At 52.7% G+C, this 20,955-nt stretch carries 20 protein-coding genes; 10 read left to right on the top strand and 10 right to left on the bottom strand.

The annotated features are described in order from the left end of the window. Positions 1-7 precede the first annotated feature (7 nt). The 7 genes from KKH3_RS04715 to KKH3_RS04685 all read right to left on the bottom strand — a co-directional run bounded on the left by KKH3_RS04715 (position 8) and on the right by KKH3_RS04685 (position 6,987). Complete coding sequence (locus tag KKH3_RS04715; protein ID WP_052201291.1) at positions 8-2,062, bottom strand: tRNA(Met) cytidine acetyltransferase TmcA; 2,055 nt, start codon at positions 2,060-2,062, stop codon at positions 8-10. A 17-nt stretch (positions 2,063-2,079) separates the two neighbouring features. Next, on the bottom strand, positions 2,080-2,532 hold the full coding sequence (locus KKH3_RS04710; RefSeq protein WP_039362141.1) for a DUF441 domain-containing protein: 453 nt from the start codon (positions 2,530-2,532) through the stop codon (positions 2,080-2,082). A 199-nt stretch (positions 2,533-2,731) separates the two neighbouring features. Beyond that, positions 2,732-3,445 (bottom strand): phosphoribosylaminoimidazolesuccinocarboxamide synthase, encoded by a 714-nt coding sequence (purC, locus tag KKH3_RS04705; protein ID WP_010301568.1) that lies wholly within the window; start codon positions 3,443-3,445, stop codon positions 2,732-2,734. Positions 3,446-3,588: 143 nt separating this feature from the next. Next, entirely contained in the window at positions 3,589-4,626 is a 1,038-nt protein-coding gene (gene bamC, locus KKH3_RS04700) for an outer membrane protein assembly factor BamC (RefSeq protein ID WP_039356356.1), read from the bottom strand. A gap of 16 nt (positions 4,627-4,642) precedes the next feature. Continuing rightward, positions 4,643-5,521: a 4-hydroxy-tetrahydrodipicolinate synthase gene (gene dapA, locus KKH3_RS04695; RefSeq protein WP_039356354.1), complete on the bottom strand. Its 879-nt coding sequence runs from the start codon at positions 5,519-5,521 to the stop codon at positions 4,643-4,645. A 214-nt stretch (positions 5,522-5,735) separates the two neighbouring features. Beyond that, positions 5,736-6,098 (bottom strand): cupin domain-containing protein, encoded by a 363-nt coding sequence (locus tag KKH3_RS04690; protein ID WP_039356352.1) that lies wholly within the window; start codon positions 6,096-6,098, stop codon positions 5,736-5,738. Between the two features lie 76 nt (positions 6,099-6,174). Further along, on the bottom strand, positions 6,175-6,987 hold the full coding sequence (locus KKH3_RS04685) for an AraC family transcriptional regulator (protein ID WP_039356349.1): 813 nt from the start codon (positions 6,985-6,987) through the stop codon (positions 6,175-6,177). A 228-nt stretch (positions 6,988-7,215) separates the two neighbouring features. Between KKH3_RS04685 and KKH3_RS04680 the strand changes: the two genes are divergently transcribed. The 6 genes from KKH3_RS04680 (at position 7,216) to arsC (ending at position 12,271) form a co-directional block, all read left to right on the top strand. Further along, positions 7,216-7,767: a glycine cleavage system transcriptional repressor gene (locus KKH3_RS04680; protein WP_039356346.1), complete on the top strand. Its 552-nt coding sequence runs from the start codon at positions 7,216-7,218 to the stop codon at positions 7,765-7,767. 53 nt (positions 7,768-7,820) lie between these two features. Beyond that, positions 7,821-8,288 carry a thioredoxin-dependent thiol peroxidase gene (bcp, locus tag KKH3_RS04675; protein WP_039356343.1) on the top strand — a complete coding sequence of 156 codons (468 nt, stop codon included), beginning with the start codon at positions 7,821-7,823 and terminating at the stop codon, positions 8,286-8,288. A gap of 198 nt (positions 8,289-8,486) precedes the next feature. Continuing rightward, complete coding sequence (locus KKH3_RS04670) at positions 8,487-9,584, top strand: AAA family ATPase (RefSeq protein WP_039356339.1); 1,098 nt, start codon at positions 8,487-8,489, stop codon at positions 9,582-9,584. 2 nt (positions 9,585-9,586) lie between these two features. Beyond that, positions 9,587-10,249 (top strand): DUF4276 family protein, encoded by a 663-nt coding sequence (locus KKH3_RS04665; RefSeq protein WP_039356336.1) that lies wholly within the window; start codon positions 9,587-9,589, stop codon positions 10,247-10,249. Positions 10,250-10,400: 151 nt separating this feature from the next. Further along, positions 10,401-11,864, top strand: a complete 1,464-nt coding sequence (bepA, locus tag KKH3_RS04660) for a beta-barrel assembly-enhancing protease (RefSeq protein ID WP_039356333.1) — start codon at positions 10,401-10,403, stop codon at positions 11,862-11,864. Positions 11,865-11,878: 14 nt separating this feature from the next. Then, a complete protein-coding gene (gene arsC / locus KKH3_RS04655) occupies positions 11,879-12,271 on the top strand; it encodes an arsenate reductase (glutaredoxin) (protein ID WP_052201290.1) in 393 nt (130 codons plus the stop codon). Positions 12,272-12,321: 50 nt separating this feature from the next. On the opposite strand, the gene hda is transcribed toward arsC, so the two are convergent. The 3 genes from hda to upp form a co-directional block, all read right to left on the bottom strand. Next, on the bottom strand, positions 12,322-13,029 hold the full coding sequence (gene hda, locus KKH3_RS04650) for a DnaA inactivator Hda (RefSeq protein WP_039362136.1): 708 nt from the start codon (positions 13,027-13,029) through the stop codon (positions 12,322-12,324). Between the two features lie 98 nt (positions 13,030-13,127). Further along, positions 13,128-14,417 (bottom strand): uracil permease, encoded by a 1,290-nt coding sequence (uraA, locus tag KKH3_RS04645; RefSeq protein WP_010286494.1) that lies wholly within the window; start codon positions 14,415-14,417, stop codon positions 13,128-13,130. A 216-nt stretch (positions 14,418-14,633) separates the two neighbouring features. Next, complete coding sequence (upp, locus tag KKH3_RS04640) at positions 14,634-15,260, bottom strand: uracil phosphoribosyltransferase (protein ID WP_010286492.1); 627 nt, start codon at positions 15,258-15,260, stop codon at positions 14,634-14,636. Between the two features lie 337 nt (positions 15,261-15,597). Here upp and purM point away from each other — a divergent pair, with 337 nt between their 5' ends. The 4 genes from purM to KKH3_RS04620 all read left to right on the top strand — a co-directional run bounded on the left by purM (position 15,598) and on the right by KKH3_RS04620 (position 20,807). After that, on the top strand, positions 15,598-16,635 hold the full coding sequence (gene purM, locus KKH3_RS04635; protein ID WP_010286490.1) for a phosphoribosylformylglycinamidine cyclo-ligase: 1,038 nt from the start codon (positions 15,598-15,600) through the stop codon (positions 16,633-16,635). Further along, positions 16,635-17,273, top strand: a complete 639-nt coding sequence (gene purN / locus KKH3_RS04630; protein ID WP_039356330.1) for a phosphoribosylglycinamide formyltransferase — start codon at positions 16,635-16,637, stop codon at positions 17,271-17,273. Before purM ends, purN begins: the two co-directional genes overlap by 1 nt. 284 nt (positions 17,274-17,557) lie before the next feature. Beyond that, positions 17,558-18,664 carry an ABC transporter substrate-binding protein gene (locus KKH3_RS04625; RefSeq protein ID WP_039356328.1) on the top strand — a complete coding sequence of 369 codons (1,107 nt, stop codon included), beginning with the start codon at positions 17,558-17,560 and terminating at the stop codon, positions 18,662-18,664. Further along, entirely contained in the window at positions 18,657-20,807 is a 2,151-nt protein-coding gene (locus KKH3_RS04620) for a TonB-dependent siderophore receptor (RefSeq protein ID WP_139338610.1), read from the top strand. The genes KKH3_RS04625 and KKH3_RS04620 overlap by 8 nt, the downstream gene beginning before the upstream one ends. Positions 20,808-20,955: the final 148 nt, after the last annotated feature.

Here is a 20,955-nt window from a genome sequence, read left to right as displayed (position 1 = left end):
ACATCCGTCAATCATCGCCGACTATTGCGATTCTTCGCCAGTACTGACACCGTTGCGCATCGAGATCGACCAGCGCAGCGGCAGTTTCTTCTCGCCAGCGCTTCAGAAGTGTTTTCCTGCCGGTCAGCCCCAGCGCCGTTGCTATCCGCTCGCCTTCCCCCGGTGTTTCCGCCAGCAGACGTAGTGCAGGCAGCGGCAATGTCGTGTGAATCAGCAGGCGACAAAGTGAAGCGAAGCTGGCCTCCATCGGTCGATGCGCAAACGCAAACCCCGCCAGCTCACGCCAGTCGTCTTCATTCAGCTCAGTATTTCCTGTTTGCGGCAGCGCGAGGTTCAGCGGAATCAGACGCTGTAACCAACTCCAGTCACGCGCTAGCTGTTGGCTTCCCTGCTCCACCAGTTTATGCCCCGCTTCACTTAGCGGTAGTATCGCCATCACGCTGTAACAACCGCTGCTGGCTTCAAGATGACTACCGATACGCACCAGTCGAAAACCACATGACCGCCAGAATGCCCACAGATCTGGCTGATAACCGAAGCTAACCGACAGGTAATCCAGCGCCTGTCGCTGTGCCTCGCGCATCTGTTCTGCAATTAACGCGCGACCAATCCCCTGTCGGCGAGATGACGATGCCACCGCAATCCGGCTCACGCGACGCGCGCGCAGTATCGGCGCACGCCACAAGCCAGCATGCGCTGCCAGCGACTGTGCCACCAGATTACCGCGTGGGCGTCGCCGCCCCGCCCATACTTCATGCGCAAGCGAGGCAGACAGCCCGCCCTCTTCTACCAGCCACAATACGCCACACATCTCGCCCGCCACCTGTGCACTGGCAATCTGCATGCCCGGCGCATCCATCAGACGGCGCAGATCCAGCGGCGAGGTGCGGTAATGCGCACTGCATAAGAGCGCGTAGCACCACGTCAGGCGTTCAGGATGTATGAGCCAGTCCTCAGCACGTTCGATTCGACTTTCCAGCGCAGAAGAGGGAATGGGTAGATCTCGCTGCGGTGGGGAATGAAACGCTTCAGGTTCGTTAAATAACAGTGCCTGACCCAACACCCTCTCCAGCGGATCGTTAACAGCCCAGCGCAGAGGTTCGTCCAGCGTTAACCCCCGCCACTGCGGCAGCGTCGCACAAAACTTGAGAAGAAATCCCCGCCCGGTACCTTCATACCCTTGAACCGTCGTGGTCATCAGAATACGGGGGAAATACGGTAACAGTGCGGAGAGTACAGAAGACGGGATCGCCGCCGCTTCATCAATCAGAAGCCAGTCGATATCAGGTGCGCCATGAAGGTGGCAGTGTGCCAACAGCGCATCCGGTGCCCAGAATGGCGCATCGGCACGCGCATGCTGTTGCAGAATATCCGCTGCCGCGCGGGAAGGTGCGGTGATCCAGCAAGCCCCGCGACTCCGCTGCGTTAGCATGCCCGCCAGCGTCGATTTCCCCCGCCCGCGCGATGCGGTAATGACAAATACACCAGATTCAGCAACGCTCAACTCATGCAAAATATGCTGTTGTCGCGCAGTCGGCTCACCGCTAGCTGGCTGCCAGTCCGATCGCGCGGCCAATGGCCGCATCGCGAACGCCTGATCCTGCCGCCAGAGAACGACGTCCTCATCGGCTAACAGCTGGCGCTGAAAATGTTGGATAAAGTGCGGGGTAGCAATCGGCTGTTCTTGTTCGCTCCAGCGCAGACTGTCTTGATCCGGCTGCGTCGGCCATGTCTGCCACGACGGCACTAGCATAATCAGCCAGCTCCCCGCCTGTAGCGTGCCTGACAACATCGCCAGCGCTTCGACATCCAGGCCGATACGTGCATCAAACACCGCGTGAAGAAACTCTCGCCCCAGCAGCGTCCGCACTCGACTGGCTGGCAGCGCGGTAACGGTTTCAGGCGCGTGTTCGCTAACCCACAGCCAGTCGCCAGACGCTTGATGGCTAAGCGTCAGCGCCTGTTCTTCACACCAGTTCGCGTCACCGCTCAACACCAGCAATCGCCGGACACCATAGCGTTGCTGCTGGCATAGACTGTCGGAAAAATCACGCAACATCATCACATGCGCCGGATTAATCAGGTCTTGCCGATCAGCAGAGAAAGCAGGCCAGCGGCGATCAGCGGACCAACCGGAACGCCGCGAAACAGCGCCACGCCCATGACCGTTCCCACCAGCAGCCCGGCCACAACGGAAGGCTGGTTACTCATCAGTGACACGCCGCGTCCGCCAAGCCAGGACACGACAACACCAATGAGGATCGCCAGCAGGGATTTCCAGTGCAGGAAGGAGTGCATCACTTCACTGGCGGTAATTTTTCCGCTGGCAATCGGTGCCATTACGCCAATCGTCAGAATGACGATACCGATGCTCAGGCCGTATTTTTCTACCCACGGAAAATAGCTATTCAAAGGCGTGATGCGTATCGCCAGCAAAACCAGAATCGCCAGCGTGACGGTCATGTTGTGGCTGATGATACCCAGCCCCGCCAGGACGAGCAGAATTAACAATGTCGGATCGAAGTAAGCCATGGATGTGAGTCTGCCGAAAGTCGTCGGGTTGCGCGTTAAGCAAACCGCGATGATAACATTAATCGGCATCGGGAGGAGGCCAGCAAACCACAGGTCAGAAAAGAGAAAATAGAAGGCAGCGTTCTGATAGGGAGTATTGAAAATATTCAGGCCGTCAGCCTACTTCAAACTGACGGCCTGAACGTAAACGATTGCGCAGTTAGTCTAATTTTACGCCGATACGGTGCGCAACTTCTTCATATGCTTCAATCAAGCCACCGAGGCTCTGACGGAAACGGTCTTTATCCATTTTGTTCAGCGTTTCTTTGTCCCACAGGCGGCTACCGTCCGGTGAGAACTCATCACCCAGCACGACTTCGCCTTTGAACAGACCAAACTCCAGTTTGAAATCGACCAGAATTAGCCCGGCGTCACCAAACAGTTTGCTTAGCACGTCGTTCGCCTTGTAGCTCAGCTCTTTCATGCGAGCCAGATTCTCTTCATTCACCCAGCCGAACGTCTTACAGTAAGATTCGTTTACCATCGGGTCATGCATTTCATCGTTTTTCAGGAACAGATCGAACAACGGCGGGTTCAGCTCAATGCCTTCTTCAATCCCCAGACGTTTTACCAGCGACCCTGCCGCGCGGTTGCGCACGACACACTCGACCGGCACCATCTCCAGCTTTTTCACCAGGACTTCATTGTCAGACAGCAGGCTCACCATTTGCGTTGGGATTCCAGCTTCTTCCAGTTTGCTCATGATGAAATGGTTGAATTTGTTATTCACCATTCCTTTACGGTCAAACTGTTCAATGCGTGCACCGTCTCCTGCTGATGTATCATTGCGGAACTCCAGCACCAGTAGATCGGGATCTTCGGTGGTGTAGACGGTTTTCGCCTTTCCACGATACAGCTCAGCTAGCTTTTGCATCTTTCATTACTCCACACAGTGAGGGTCAACAAGTACGACCCGATATTTAACGCTTCCCCGAACGGTTGCCGATAGCGCCCGTCAATTCGGGTAGAGATTGTTGAATGAAGAAGGGCCGGATAATCCGACCCTTGGTTTATGCGTTATTTACTGAACGCCGCCTGGAATACGGCCACCAGTGCATCATTCTGAGACTGGGTTAGCGTATGCCCTTTGGAGTCGATAAATTGCAGACTGCTGCGGTTGTCTAAATCGCCGACCTGCAATTTGTAATCGCCGTTAGGCAGTTCAGGATTTTTCGCGCCCAGATCATCCCAGGTTCCGCCGCTCGGCGCACGATACGTCACGGAGACAGAACCCTGCGGACGGCTACGATCGTTAACCTTCATGCCGATCTTATCCAATGCGACAGGCAAACGATCCCACACAACGGTATACGGGCCGCGCACAACCAGCAGTGGCAAGCCTGTATCATCCGCCCCGCTCTGCACATCCAGCGAACCGATGGTGCGGTTTGCCAGTGCGTTTTCTCGTGCGGTTGCCTGAGAATCCAGACCATTGCTAAGCGTATTTAGCATCAGGCCAGTGTAGCGCTGAGCCTGATCGCTCGTCGTTACCGGCTGGCCGTTCAGCTGTAATCCCAGCAGTTTCACGACCAGTGCGACCTGATATCCCTGCTGCTGCACGGAAATCTGATAACGCCCTTGATACGGGACATCTTCATCTTCACGCGGCCATGAGATCCAGTCGGTCGTTAGCGTTTGGTTGGCATCCTGACGGCTGGCAATGGTAAACGCCTTGTCTTGCAGCACGCGGATAACCTGAGACCAGAGCTGGCTGTTTTGCGCGCTGTTTTCTAACAACAGCGTGGCCGTATCTCCTGAGATCTGGGTACGGGAACCATTCAACAAAGCCAATGGCTGCACAGGAGGACGAATATCTAGCTCCTTGCCGACCGCGCCATTCAGGGTAACTGGCGGTATATCATAATCCCCGTTCTGCACCGGTAAAATCATCCCGGCAGGCGTATTCAGCGCGTGCAGCGCCGGTGCCTTCAGATAGGATTCATCGCCACTGACCTGACGCTTATAGCGCTGATCGGTGGAACAAGCCGCAAGCAACATCACGAGTGATATGCCAACAACTTTCGCCACCATCGACTTTTGTAATGAATAACTCATTAAATCTCCCTAACGATTACAGCAAACCCGCTTGCTTAAGTGCTTGCCCCATCACCGTGCGGCCGGAATCGGTCAGCGGTGTCATCGGCAGGCGCAGCGTATCGGTCGCCATGAGTCCCAATTCCTTACAGGCCCACTTCACCGGAATAGGATTGGGTTCAACAAATAATTTCTGATGCAGTGGCATCAGGCGCTGATTTAAACGGCGCGCTTCAACAAAATTGCCCTGTGCCGCCAGCTTGCAAAGTTCCGCCATTTCACGCGCAGCAATGTTTGCCGTAACGGAAATCACACCGTTACCGCCGAGTTGCATAAAGTCCAGACCGCTGGCGTCATCGCCGCTCAGCAAAATAAAGTCTTCACTAACCAGCTCTTGGATCTGACTTACCCGACTTAAGTTCCCCGTCGCTTCTTTAATTGCGACAATATTTTTCACTTCGGACAAACGGGCAACGGTTTCCGGCAGCATGTCACAACCGGTGCGGGAAGGTACGTTATACAGGATTTGCGGCAGATCGGTATGCTCGGCAATCGCCTTGAAGTGCTGGTACAGGCCTTCCTGCGTCGGTTTATTGTAGTACGGTGTGACCGTCAGGCAGCCAACAACGCCTGTGCCATGAAAACGTTTAGTCAGTGAAACGCCTTCAGCGGTAGCATTCGCCCCGGTTCCAGCGATGACAGGAATGCGTCCATCGCTCAGTTCCAGCGTCATCAGCACGACATCGCCATGCTCGTCGTGGCTCAGCGTGGCAGATTCCCCCGTCGTGCCGACAGAGACAATCGCCGATGTACCGCTAGCGACATGATAATCAATCAGTTTTTTCAAGCTCGCCCGATCGACGGCGCCTTTGGCGTCCATCGGCGTAACTAGCGCAACAATACTTCCCGTAAACATTGGCCATCCCCTCCACAAACAAGTGCTTCATGGTACTTTTGACTTCTATGCAAAAGCAAGCGGACAAGGGCGTTGTAGGTGCCTGACGCAGGTTTTTTTATGACGCAGTAAACGAAATTAAAAATGCTTCTGACGTTTTGGGGTAAAAGCAGCCCGTTTACTGCGACTTGTGCGTCACTCACGGGACGTTGTAGGTCGCTTTTCACTCAACCTATCAAATCCACATATCATTTTCAGCCGTCCGATCGCCGCCTTCATGACCGGTATTCAGCACGCCTTTCGGTTCAATCAGCAGCAGTTTTACTTCGTGTTCTGCATAAGGCTTGTGTTCAACGCCGCTCTGAACGACATACATTTCCCCGGCACTGATGCGCACATCACCGTCACGAAAATCGATTCTCAATTGGCCTTCCAGTACGATGAACGTTTCGTCCGTTTCGGGATGGGAATGCCAGATAAAATCGCCCTGAATTTTAACGATTTTAAACTGATAGTCATTCATCTCAGCGATTACTTTTGGCTGCCAGCGATCGTCAAATAACGCTAACTTTTGGGCAAAATTAATGGATTTATACATATCGTCTCTCCTTATGATGACGTCCTCAGACTAGCGAAGCAGAGTACCGACTGTATTGAACGATTGTGCAAGTTGGCTAAGGCGCGGTGAACATGCGCTGCCAGTGACCGGGCGAAATGCCAAATGCCTTCACGAAATGGCGCGTCATATGGCTTTGGTCTGCGAAGCCCGTCCGAGCAGCAATGTCGACGAGGCTGTCACCGGCCAGCATGAGCCGCCGACAGTGTTCGAGACGGCGCATAGTGACATAGCGGTACGGCGTCGTCCCGAAGAGCGCACGGAAGTCACGCGTCAGGCTCCAGCGATCCCGACCACTCACCTGCGCCAGTTCATCCAGCGTAATCGTTTTATCAAAGGCATCATGAATGTATTCACGCGCTCGCTCGGCAGCGTGATAGTCGAATAAGCGCCGCGGATGCCGCTGCCCACCAACGGCCGACAGCGCCTGCGCCAGATCGTAGAGCACATCGTCTTCTTCCAACTCATCAAACGCCTCTTCCATCGCTCTGAGCAAGGGTTCCGTTGCCGCAAACAGACGTGGATCGTTGGATATACCGCCATTCACGTAGGGCAAAGGTTTGCCGCCGAGTATTTTTTGAATCAGCGCAGGTTCAACGTAAATCATGCGGTACTGAAAGCCGTCGACAGAGCCGGCCTCGCCATCATGAATCTCATCAGGGTGGAGCACCAGCGTTCCCCCCGGCACGCTATTGCACAGGCTGCCACGGTAGTGAAAGCGCTGCACGCCGGATAGCGTCCGCCCAATCGCATAGGTATCGTGCCGATGGGGGTCGTAGCCATGCCCACGGAAGAAAGCCTCAATTCGCTCGAACGAGGCAGGATGCTGAGCCTGTTTTACCCAGTCGTTAGTTGTTTGATGGCGTCGCATGATGAAAGGCGCTTTATCTCGGGTTACCAGCGCTTACCTTAGCGCGAATGTCCATAATCACGAAATAGTGTCTGGGCCGCCGCGAGCGGCGTTAAAAATTGCTCCAGGTTTTTACGGCGGGCTATCCCTGCCCACCGCCCTTCGGGCCGCCGCGAGCGGCGTTAAAAATTGCTCCAGGCAATTTTTTATGTTTACCATGTATTAATGAGGAAAAAGACAGGAAGCATGATGTTGCCAAGCTCACAAGAACACTATCTGGTTATTACCGCGCTGGGGGTTGATCGTCCCGGTATTGTCAATGCGATTACCCGCCACGTCAGTAGCTGTGGCTGCAACATCGAAGATAGCCGTCTTGCTATGCTGGGCAAAGAGTTCACCTTCATTATGCTGTTGTCCGGCAGTTGGAACGCGATAACGCTGATTGAATCGACCCTGCCGCTGAAAGGCGCAGAGATGGATTTGCTGATCGTGATGAAGCGAACAGAGTCACAGGCCAGCCAGCCGACGCCCTCAACCGTCTGGGTGAAGGTTGACGTTGCCGATTCCCCTCACATCATCGAGCGTTTTACCGATTTGTTCGATTCTCACCAGTTAAACATTGCTGAGCTGGTTTCAAAAACCCAGCCCGCCGAGGGCGACAAGCCGCCGCAGCTGTATATTCAGATTGCCGCACACAGCTCTGCCACGCTGGATAGCGCAATTATTGAGCCAGCCTTTCATCAGCTATGTACAGAATTGCACGCACAAGGCAGTATTAGCGTCGTTAACTATGCCCAATAGTATAAATTATGGGTATATCCACAGCATGAAGAGAAACAAGACGGAGAGTCGTGATGAACACACTGAAAGCCGGTGATATTGCACCGAAATTTAGCTTGCCCGACCAAGATGGCGAACAAGTAAATTTAACCGACTTCCAGGGACAGAAAGTGTTGGTGTATTTCTACCCTAAAGCGATGACGCCAGGATGTACCGTTCAGGCCTGCGGCCTGCGCGATAACATGGATGATTTGAAAAAACATGGCGTTGAAGTTCTCGGTATTAGCACGGATAAGTCAGAAAAATTGTCCCGCTTCGTCGAGAAAGAAGTCTTAAATTTCACGCTGCTTTCTGATGAGGATCATCAGGTTTCAGAAGGATTTGGCGTTTGGGGAGAAAAAACCTTCATGGGGAAAACCTATGACGGTATTCATCGTATCAGCTTCCTGATCGATGAAAACGGTAAGGTGGAGAAGGTGTTTGACGACTTCAAAACCAGCAACCACCACGACATCGTTCTCGATTATCTGAAAAGCGCCTGATTCACGGTTTTCAGATGTTCCACCGGCACCGTCATACGTGCCGGTTTTTCTGATTATGGAAAAGTGCTCACAATAGTTCGTTAAATCAGATATGCGATACAAGACCTCACCTTCTCTTTCTGCTATACCACATTAGACCAACATGCAACGTCATCGTAAAATGCGAGTAACTCTGTCATATAAGGCAACAACACCATCATGAAAACGGTAGCTAAGAGCGATCATCTAAACCGCATAGTGATTAAAGGATATAAGTCCATCGCCGACTGTGATGTGGAAATGCGCACGTTGAATATTTTGATTGGTGCGAATGGTGCGGGAAAATCCAACTTTATTAGTTTCTTTCGCCTAATAACAAACCTGCTCGCTCAACGCCTGCAACTTTTTGTAGGCAAGAATGGCGGACCTGATGCGCTACTGCACTTTGGCCGCAAAAAGAGCCCTTATCTGGCAGGGGAAGTATTTTTTACAGACACTAGTTACCATTTTTCTTTGGAGCCCACTAACGATAATCGAATGATGTTCGAATCTGAGGATATACTCCAAGCCAGATCTACCACGATAACCCATGGACATTTTGAGTCTCAACATAAGACATTTTGCTCTAACAATGGCACAAATAAACTTGATGATGTGCTTCCCTTGCTGGAAACAGTGAGGGTTTATCACTTAAACGACACCAGTGAAAGCGCCAGAGTCAAACAAATCCACAGAATTAATGATAATGACTATTTACGGGAAGACGGCGCGAATTTAGCCGCGTTTCTATTTCGTCTGCAAAAGAATCATACAACACATTATCAGCGTATTGTGAAAACGATCCAGATGGTCGCTCCTTTCTTTGGCGATTTTTATCTCCGAGCAACACCGGATAATCCCGATAATATTCAGCTCGAATGGGTTGAAAAATCTCAGGATATCCCGTTTAAAGCACATGAACTTTCTGATGGCACATTGCGTTTCATTCTATTGGCTACCGTGTTGCTCCAGCCAGAGATCTATATGCCCAGCGCCATCATCATGGATGAACCAGAATTAGGTCTACACCCCTATGCCATCAGCGTGCTCGCCGCACTCATCAGAAGTGCCAGCGAACAGCGCCAGTTTATTGTTTCAACACAATCTGTTGAGCTGGTTAACGAATTTGAAGCCGAAGATCTTATCGTCGTCGATAAACACCTTGGCGCCTCAACATTTAAACGTTTGGATCAAGACACGCTGCAAAACTGGCTTGAAGATTACAGTTTAGGGGAGCTGTGGACGAAAAATATACTTGGCGGGAGGCCACAGCGCTAATCATGACAAGGATTAATGTGTTTGTTGAAGGGCAAACAGAAGAAACATTTGTTCGCGATACGCTAGCTCCCTACTTTGTGCAGCAAGATATTTACCTTAACGCGATCTTGGCACAAACCAGCCGGGGACATAAAGGTGGAATTGTCAGCTATGGAAAAGTGAAACATCAAATTACCAAACTTTGTCAGCAAGATAAGAAAGCTTGGGTGACAACGTTAATCGATTATTATGGTTTACCGACGGATTTCCCTAAGGCTGGGCAGGGAAAGCCCGTTAACGGTGATATTTATTCATGGGTTTCAGATTTGGAAAATGCTTTTGATGCCGATATTGCTCAGCCTAATTTTATCCCTAATTTTTTAGTACATGAGTTTGAAGCGTTACTGTTTTGCGAACCAGAAAAATTCGCAGACTGGCTTGAGGACAAAAGAGCGATAGAACAACTTAACAGTATTAAACTTGCGTTCGATTCTCCTGAATCCATTAATAATAGCCCACAGAGCGCCCCCTCAAAACGTATTCTTGCTGCCATACCAGAATATCAAAAAACGTTACATGGACCACTGATTGCCGCAGATATTGGGTTGGATACGATTCGTCAGCAATGTCCTCATTTTGAAGACTGGCTACGGCGTCTGGAAGCATTGAAACCGTCTCAGTCCTGATAGATTGATCTCTGTGAGATGAGATTTCTTCCATGCGGACTACCACCTTCACCACGTTTTTCCCGCTCGGGCATTTCTTTGTCTGCCATCGCTGGCTAAGATAGTCAGCAGAATGTTTTCACGTTAGCTGTTGATAAGGTTATCTTCCGTTATGTCTATTCGGTTAAGAAAAACGGTCATGTCCGTCCTGTTTGGGGCGTTACTGGCTGGCAACCTGCTCCCTGCTCAGGCCGACACGCAGGATCGGCTGCCGGATATCGGCACCACCGCAGGCGGTACGCTCAGTATCAATCAGGAACTGGCGATGGGCGATTTTTACGTCCGCCAGCTGCGTGCAGGTGCGCCGCTTATCAACGATCCGCTGCTATCTAATTACATTAACCAGCTCGGCAACAGATTGGTAAAACAAGCCGATTCGGTGCGTACGCCGTTCCATTTTTACCTGATCCGCAATGACGACATTAACGCCTTCGCCTTCTTCGGCGGCAACGTGGTGCTGCATTCCGCGCTGTTCCGCTATGCCGATAGCGAAAGCGAACTGGCCTCGGTGCTGGCGCATGAAATCTCTCACGTTACCCAGCGTCATCTGGCACGTAGCATGGAATCACAGCAGCGTAGCGCCCCGCTTACCTGGGTCGGCGCGCTCGGTTCTATTCTGCTGGCGATGGCCAACCCGCAGTTGGGGATGGCGGCGCTCAGCGGCACGCTGGCGGGTGCGCAGCAGGGCATGATTACGTTCACCCAGTCGAATGAACAAGAAGCAGACCGCATCGGTATTCAGGTGTTGCAGCGTGCAGGCTTCGATCCACAAGCCATGCCGAATTTTCTGCAAAAGCTGGCTGACCAATCACGTTATGCTTCCAGGCCGCCAGAGATGTTGCTGACTCACCCCTTGCCGGAAAGCCGCCTGTCCGATGCGCGCAACCGCGCCAACCAAATGCGTTCAACGCCGGTACAATCCTCTCAGGATTTCTTGTTCGCCAAAATACGCACCTTTGGTATGTATGGCTCACCAGAGCGCCCGCTGAACAACGATCTGCTGGAACAATGGGAAAAAGGCAACGTGCGGGAGCAGCTAGCTGCGAAGTATGGCCGCGCAATCCAGTTTTATCAGGCGAAGAAGTACGATGAAGCACGTAATGTGCTGCAACCACTGCTAAGCAGCGCGCCTGATAATCCGTGGTTTCTGGATATGATGACCGACATCGATCTGGGGCAAAGCCGCGCGACACAGGCTATCGCCCGCTTACAAAACGTGCCTGGAGCGCAGGCGAACCCGGTACTTCAGCTTAATCTGGCGAATGCCTATGTGGAAGGGAAACAGCCTGCGGCTGCCAGCAAAATACTGTATCGCTATACCTATGCGCACCCAGACGATTCGAACGGTTGGGAGCTGCTGGCGCAAGCCGCAGCAGCACAAGGACAGCGGGCGGAAGAACTGGCCGCGCGAGCAGAGAGTCTGGCACTCAGCGGCCAGCTCGATCAAGCGATTCGGTTACTGAGCAACGCAAGTTCACTGGTTAAATTGGGGAGTCTGGAACAGGCACGTTACGACGCCCGTATTGACCAGCTCCGCCAGTTGCAGCAGCGCTTCCGCCAGTACCAAAAATCCTGATAAGGAGTATGACGATGACACTGTCTTCAAGCCAACTTTATTCATCCCAACCCGCCGTGACGATTTACCACAACCCGCGCTGCTCCAAGAGCCGCGAAACGCTGGCACTGTTGCAAGAACACCATATTACGCCCAACGTCGTGCTCTATCTCGATACACCGCCCGATGCCGCGACGCTGGCTCAGCTTATCAAGCAGTTGGGCTTTACTGGTGCACGAGAATTGATGAGAACCAAAGAAGAAATTTATCAGCAGTTGGGGCTGTCAGATGCCGCACTAACGGAAGCACAGCTGATTCAGGCGATGATCGATAATCCGAAGCTCATTGAGCGTCCGATCGTCGTGGCACAAGGTCAGGCGCGTATTGGCCGTCCGCCGGAGCAAGTACTGGAGATTCTGTCGTCGTAACCGATCTCCGACGACAACCCTCAACGACGATCGTTAATCGCGATCGTCAATTACAGTCCGAGGATCTCTTTCACAAAAGGAATGGTCAGCTTGCGCTGTGCGGTGATGGACGCGTGGTCAAGCTGATCGAGCGTCATAAATAACGTGCGCATTTCCCGATCCAGACGCTTAAGCAGAAACCGGCTGACGTCTTCCGGCAATTCGAACCCGCGCAGTCTGGCACGCAGCTGTAGTGCTTCCCCTTTCTCATCATCCGACAAAGGTTGTAGCTTGTAAATTTGTCCCCAGTCGAGACGAGAAGCCAGATCGGGCAGACGTAAATTCAGCTGACGCGGCGGACGATCGCCGGTAATCAACAGCCGGGCACGTCCTGTTTCCTGAATGCGGTTATACAGATTAAACACCGCCATTTCCCACTCTTCATCGCCCGCGATAGATTCGATGTTATCGATGCACACCAACGCCAGTTGCTCCATCCCTTCCAGCACATCCGGCACAAAGTAGGCACGTTTATCCAGCGGCACATAGCCCACCGCACGTTCCTGGCGCGACAATTCGGCGCAGGCAGCATGCAACAGATGGCTGCGTCCGCCCCCTTCGCGTGACCAGAAATAGATATAGCTACCATGCTCTTGATATAAAGCATTATTGACGGCGGCAAGAAGAGACGCGTTTTCACCCGGATAGAAACTGTCAAATGTTTCGTCATCGGGTAAGTAGAGTGGCAATGAAAGCTGTGCCGGCGTGTTCAGAATCACCTCAAGCAAAACGGGCAGGAAACGAATCGAGTTTATCACAGAAACCGGGCCCTGTTGAGAATGCGATACGCACGGCCTCAACAGGGGGAATGATGCGGCTATGAACGCGCGTCGTTCTCTTCCGGCGCATCGAGGATCTCTTCCTCTTTGCGGAACAGGCTGATGACCTTAAACACCAGACTCATGCCGATACCGACAACGGTCGCCAGCGCCATGCCTTTCAGTTCGGTCGAACCCAGATGCACTTTCGCGCCGCTGACGCCGATGATCAGAATCACGGAGGTCAGGATCAGATTTTGCGCTTTGTTGTAATCGACTTTGGATTCAATCAGCACGCGAATACCGGACGCGCCGATCACGCCGTACAACAGCAGCGACACGCCGCCCATAACCGGAACCGGTACAGCCTGAATCGCCGCCGCCAGTTTGCCCACGCAGGAAAGCAGAATCGCGAGGATCGCCGCACCGCCAATCACCCAGGTGCTATACACTTTGGTAATCGCTAGTACGCCGATGTTTTCGCCGTAGGTCGTGTTCGGCGTAGAGCCGAAGAAACCGGACAGCACGGTAGAAATGCCGTTGGCGAACATGGAGCGGTGCAGCCCCGGCTCACGCATCAGGTCTTTCTTCACGATATTCGCCGTTACCACCAGATGGCCGACGTGCTCCGCAATCACCACTAGCGCCGCAGGCAGAATCGCCAGAATGGCAAACCACTCAAAGCGTGGCGTATAGAATGTTGGCATCGCGAACCAGTGCGCTTCACGAATCGGGGTTAAATCGACCACGCCCAGCGCGAACGACAGCGCATAACCAGCAAGTACCCCGATCAGAATCGGGATAATCGCCAGGAAGCCGCGAAACAGCACCGAACCCAGAATAGTGATCGCCAGCGTCGCCAGTGAAATCGTCACCGCAGTGGAATCGACAGATGTGCCATCGGCAGGCAGCAGCCCGGCCATTCCTGCCGCGACGCCCGCCAGTTCAAGGCCGATAACGGCGACAATCGCCCCCATCGCCGCAGGTGGGAATAGCACATTCAGCCAACCGGTGCCCGCCTTCTTTACAATGAGCGCCACCAGACAGAACAACACGCCGCACATAATGAAACCACCCAGCGCAACTTCATATCCTAACGGCAGCAGCAGTAAAACCGGGGAAATAAACGCAAAACTTGACCCCAAGTACGCTGGGATTTTTCCCTTACAAATGAATAAATAAAGCAGCGTCCCCACACCGTTGAATAACAGTACGGTGGCCGGATTGATCTTGAACAGAATGGGCACCAGAACGGTAGCGCCAAACATCGCAAACAGATGCTGGAAACTCAACGGGATGGTTTGTAACAAGGGTGGTCGTTCACTTACCCCGATGGCGCGACGAGTCATCTTCAATATCCTCTGTAGTGTTGCTATTTATGTGTGCAGGTAGACCCGCACTTCTTATGACAGCCAGACGCATCCCGCCCCCACCGTAGTGAAGCAGGATCCTGTTGACTGCTGATGTATAAAAGAACCGCGTGTGACGAAACACAGCCTGTGGCGCACGATCGCAATACTTAGGTTTACGCCAAAAAAAAGCCGACTATCAAGTCGGCTTACCTGTTATTTCGTACCAAATATTTTATCGCCCGCATCACCGAGGCCCGGCATGATGTACCCCTGCTCGTTGAGGCCTTTATCGATAGATGCCGTGTAAAGCTCGACATCTGGGTGGGCTTTTTCCAGTGCAGCAATCCCTTCTGGCGCCGCGACCAAGACCAGCACCTTAATGCTGTGGCAACCCGCTTTTTTCAGCAGGTCGATCGTCGCGATCATTGAGCCGCCGGTTGCCAGCATGGGGTCAACAACCAGCGCCATGCGTTCTTCGATATTGGAAACCAGCTTCTGGAAATAAGGAACAGGCTCCAGCGTCTCTTCATCACGGTAGATGCCGACAACGCTGATACGCGCGCTAGGAACATTTTCCAGCACGCCTTCCATCATCCCTAATCCTGCACGCAGAATCGGTACGACGGTAATTTTTTTGCCTTTGATCTGATCGACTTCAACCGGACCGCACCAGCCATCAATGGTGACTTTTTCGGTTGCCAGGTCAGCCGTCGCTTCGTAAGTCAGCAAACTTCCGACTTCGGAAGCCAGCTCACGAAAACGCTTCGTGCTAATATCGTTCTCACGCATCAAACCCAGTTTGTGTTTGACGAGTGGGTGTTTCACCTCGACGATCTTCATCATTATCTCCCCATCGGCTAGTGGACGGACAAAAACGCTAAACGCGTTTTTAAACACCGCTTGCGGCGGCCCGCAGGGCGGCGGGCACAAGAGCCCGTCGTAAAAAAAATCGCGGGATTATACCGCCTTTTTTACTTAGCGCCATATGATTAAGCCTGATCCAGATCAACCGCGGAGAGAAATTGTCGCCATTAACGAAAAATAGCCTGCCAACGACTCATCACTCGCAAACGATTGCCTACACTGTTAGAATTAGCGCGCATTATTTTTACCACAGTATGTTTTCTAAATACCGTGTTTTCTGAATACGACCCGTAACCTTCGTGGGGACTCAGCAGTGACCGACAAAACCTCTCTCAGCTATAAAGACGCAGGCGTGGATATCGATGCGGGTAATGCATTGGTAGACCGTATCAAAGGTGTAGTGAAACAGACCCGTCGCCCGGAAGTTATGGGTGGATTGGGTGGTTTCGGTGCCTTGTGCGCCTTACCGCAAAAATACCGCGAACCGATTCTGGTTTCCGGCACTGACGGAGTCGGCACCAAACTGCGCCTGGCGATGGACCTGAAACGCCACGATACCATTGGTATCGATCTGGTTGCGATGTGCGTGAACGATCTGGTTGTTCAGGGTGCTGAACCGCTGTTCTTCCTCGACTATTACGCCACGGGCAAACTGGATGTCGACACCGCAGCTAGTGTGATTACTGGTATCGCGGAAGGCTGTAAGCAATCAGGCTGTGCGCTGGTCGGTGGCGAAACCGCCGAAATGCCGGGTATGTATCACGGCGAAGACTACGACGTTGCTGGCTTTTGCGTCGGTGTCGTAGAAAAATCAGAAATTATTGACGGCAGCAAAGTGCAGAACGGCGATGTTCTGGTTGCTCTCGCTTCTAGCGGTCCGCACTCAAACGGCTATTCGCTGGTGCGCAAAGTGCTTGAAGTCAGCAAGACCGATCCAGAGCAGTTCGAGCTGGAAGGTAAATCGCTGGCCGATCACCTGCTGGCCCCAACCAAAATCTACGTGAAGTCTATCCTTTCTCTGATTGAGAAAGTCGATGTTCACGCAATTTCTCACCTGACCGGCGGCGGCTTCTGGGAAAATATTCCGCGCGTGCTGCCAGAAGGCATGCAGGCAACAATCGACGAATCCAGCTGGCAATGGCCTGCGGTTTTCAACTGGCTGCAACAGGCCGGTAATGTCAGCCGCCACGAAATGTATCGTACTTTCAACTGCGGTGTTGGTATGATCATCGCACTGCCAGCCGAACAGGCAGACGAGGCCGTTGCATTACTCAACAGCAGCGGCGAAAACGCATGGAAAATCGGCGTCATTACTCAAACCGATGCCGGAGACGCAGTGGTTATTAACTGATGAAAAACATCGTTGTGCTGATTTCAGGTCATGGAAGCAACTTACAGGCGTTAATTGACGCCTGTAAGAACGGACGCCTTAAGGGAAAGATCGCCGCCGTATTCAGTAATAATGCGGAGGCTTACGGACTAGAACGTGCACAGAGTGCGGATATTCCTACGTGCGTCCTGAACCCTAAAGACTTTGCCGACCGTGCTGCATTTGATGCCGCACTAGCAAACGAAATTAAGCAATATGAACCCGCGCTGGTGATCTTAGCAGGCTACATGCGGATTCTTAGCCCGGAATTTGTTGCTCAGTTTGCTGGCAAGATGCTGAACATCCACCCTTCTCTGCTGCCTAAATATCCCGGCCTGCATACGCACCGCAAGGCGCTGGAAAATGGCGATCGGGAACATGGGACTTCCGTCCATTTCGTCACCGATGAACTGGATGGCGGTCCACTGATTCTGCAAGCGAAAGTGCCAGTATTTAGTGACGACACCGAAGAAAGTCTGAGCGAGCGCGTGAAGACGCACGAGCACACGATTTATCCGATGGTCATCAACTGGTTCCTCAACGGCAGACTGGTGATGCGTGATAATGAAGCCTGGCTGGATAGCGTTCGCATTCCGCCACAGGGCTATGCTGCCGAGTAGTGAGTTCATCGTATATATAGACTCGTCATAATAGTAAGGCTCTTCGGAGCCTTACTATTTACAACTTATTGTCACTTCTTCCTTTCCACACCTATTCATTACTCATCACCATTTATCTCTCCCTTCCTGCGCTTTAAATATTTACTAATCTTTACGAAAAAACCACCTAAGATTCAGATAAATAAGAATATTTCTACCAGCCGACATTACACACACTTTTCATCGGTTGAAAACAAAAATGACAATGATTATCTTTCCCCATCTTAATTTTTGTGAACTCCATCATGCGTACCGTCTTACTGCTTTGCCTGCTTTTTCTCAGCCCGCTCTTGCAGGCAAAAACCGTGACCGACCTTTTAGGTCGACAGGTGGAGATCCCAGACAACCCTCAGCGCATCATTTTGGGCGAAAGCCGCATGCTGTATACGCTGGCGTTGCTCCAGCCCGACAACCCGGCAAAGCATGTCGTCGGCTGGCCGGGAGACATGGCGCGTTACGATGCGCAGAGCTGGTCACGTTATACCGAGAAATTCCCACAGCTGAACCAGATCCCACAGTTAGGTAACGGCAGTCTGCAAGCGATGAATGCAGAGATGCTGCTGCCGTTAAAACCCGATCTGGTCATTCTTCCACGGCTGGCAAAAAACGCGACCAATGAAGATCTTCTGCAACAGACGCTGACCCGTGCAGGGATCCCTTTTATTTATGTCGATCTGCGTATCGACCTGCTTAATAACACGTTGCCCAGCATTCGTCTGCTCGGTGAGGTACTGAACCAACCCCAGCGCGCAAGCGCTTTCAGCGATTTCTATCAGCAACATATGGATGTGATTCGCCAACGCATCGCGCAATACCACGATAAGAAACCGACGGTTATGTTGCATCTGCATCTGGGCAGACGTGACACCTGTTGTACTACGGCAGTCGGCGGCAGCCTTGGCGATCTGCTGACTTTCGCTGGTGGTGATAATATTGCCAGCGGCACTATCAACAGCGTCTACGGCGAACTGAGCCCGGAGCGCGTGCTGGCCGCCAACCCCGATGTTTACATCGCCACCGGAATGGCTGGGCCTGAGGGCAAGCGCTTCTCCAGTCTGATGCTCGGACCGCGGGTTAGCGCGGCACAGGCGCAAGAGAGCTTCGACACGCTCATTCGTCAGGAACCTATTTTGTCTCACCTGCGCGCCGTACAAACCGGTCGTGCCTGGAGCATGTGGCACAACTTCTATCTCAGCCCGTACCACGTTGTGATGGTTGAGATGTTTGCCAAGGCGCTTTACCCCGATCGGTTTGCCGATATCGATCCGCAACTAACGCTACAACAGCTCTATCAACAGTTTTTACCTATTGAATTTTCAGGGATTTATTGGAGTCAAATTTCGAATGAGTAAGCTTGTTATAAGAAAGAATACGTTCCGTCACGGCTGGCCGCTGCTGGCGCTGCTGCCGTTTAGCATTCAGGCAGCCATTGTTGATAACAAAACTGTTGATGGCAAAGAAGACACCATGGTGGTGAATGCCACCACGGGTGCTCAGGTAGGAAAAGAGACCGGCTATCAGCCGCATAAAACCGTGACTGGCACCCGCACTGAAAGCCGCCTGCTGGATGTCCCACAGGCGGTTAACGTTGTCCCCACGCAGGTGCTTGAAGATCGTGCGGTACGCAACATTGATGAGGCACTGTATAACGTCAGCGGTATCACCCAATCTAATACGCTAGGCGGCACACAGGATGCCATCATCAAACGCGGCTTCGGTGATAACCGCGACGGTTCGATCTTTCGTGACGGCGTGCGTTCTATTCAGGCGCGCAACTTTACCCCCAGCAGCGACCGCGTCGAAGTACTGAAAGGCCCAGCCTCGATGCTCTACGGCATGGGTGAACCCGGCGGCGTCATCAATATCATCAGCAAGAAACCCGAACTGATACAGAAAACGCATATTGAAGGCTGGGGGAGCAGTTTCAAGGGCGGCGGCGGGCAGTTGGATGTCACCGGCCCGTTGGGTACGTCCGGTTTGGCTTACCGTATGGTGGTCGATCACGATGAAACTGACTACTGGCGCAACTTCGGACGTAACCGCCAGACGACCATTGCGCCGTCTCTGATGTGGTACGGCGAAGACACCACCGTGCGCGTCGCCTACGAACATATGGAATACCTGACGCCTTTCGATCGCGGTACGATTATCGATCCAAACACCGGCAAGCCAGTTAATACGCCGCGCGACCGTCGTTTTGATGAAAGCTACAATGCAACACGCGGCGATCAGGACAGCGTCACCATGCAGGTTGACCGCAACCTGAATGACCGCTGGAAAAGCAGCCTGACCTATTCATATAACCGCAACCGCTATAGCGACAATCAGGCGCGGGCCATGAGCTATGACGCCGATAGCGGAATACTCACCCGTCGAGCCGACGCTACCGCTTACGCACATTCTCAGGCGCAGATCGTGCAACTGACCGCAAATGGCGATGTAGACTGGGGACGTATCAATCACCAGTTATTGTTTGGCTTTGATTACGAAGCGGACAGAACATTCCGTGGTGATATGATCCGTGGGACAAACAATACGGCCTTCAATATCTATAACCCCGTTTACGGTCAGTTAGCCGCCTCCACACGCGTCATCGCCTCAGACAGCGACCAGCGCGAAAATATCGACAGTACCGCGTTTTTTATGCAGGACACCATTCGTCTTAACGATCGCTGGCAATTGCTGGGTGGTCTGCGTTATGACACCTTCGATGTGATGGCGGGTAAAGGTCGTCCATTTGTCACGCGAACAGATAGCACCTACAGCCGCGTCGTACCGCGTGCAGGTGTCATCTACAGCCTGACGTCCTACTCGTCGCTCTATGCCAGCTACAGCGAATCGTTCAAACCGAATTCCTCTATTTCAACACAGATAGACTCACTACCGCCGGAGCTGGGACGTTCTTACGAAATCGGTGCCAAACTGGATCTGCCGAATCGTATTACCGGTAATCTGGCTCTGTTCGATATTGAAAAACAAAACGTTATGGTAAGCGAACTGATAAATGGAGAAACCGTAACGCGAACCGCAGGGAAAGTGCGCTCGCAGGGCGTCGAACTGGATCTGGCGGGTAGCCTCACGGATTCACTAAGCCTAATCGGTTCTTATGCCTATACCGATGCTCGCGTCACAGCCGATCCTGAAAATACCGGAAAACGGATGACCAACGCCGCGCGTCATACTGCTTCGCTGTTCCTGACGCAGGATTTCGGCAATATTGGTCTGGCCGCCGGTGACGATCTGCGTGCGGGTGCAGGCGCACGCTACGTCAGCCGCCGCGCAGGCGATGCAGCAAACACCTTCTATCTCGATGACTATACCGTTGCCGACGCGTTTGTCGCCTATAGCCTGCCGCTCAACGGCTACAAGGTGAAATGGCAGCTCAACGTGAAGAACCTGTTCGATCAAACCTATTACCCATCCAGCGGTAACAACCTGCGCGTTGCCATCGGCGAGCCGCGTCAGGTGGTGCTGCGCGCCAGCGTCGATTTCTGATGCACTTTCGCCCCGTATCGTATCGATACGGGGCATCTTGCTATTCGCCATTCCATATTGGGAGTTCAGCACCCGCCTTCCCGCCGCTATACTAGCGTTGGCATATTCATGCCAGCGTGACTCCGGTAACAACGGTTCACGTCCCTTT

The organism is Pectobacterium actinidiae (assembly GCF_000803315.1).
Taxonomy (GTDB): Bacteria; Pseudomonadota; Gammaproteobacteria; order Enterobacterales; family Enterobacteriaceae; genus Pectobacterium; species Pectobacterium actinidiae.
This window is presented reverse-complemented; position numbering and strand designations above follow the sequence as displayed.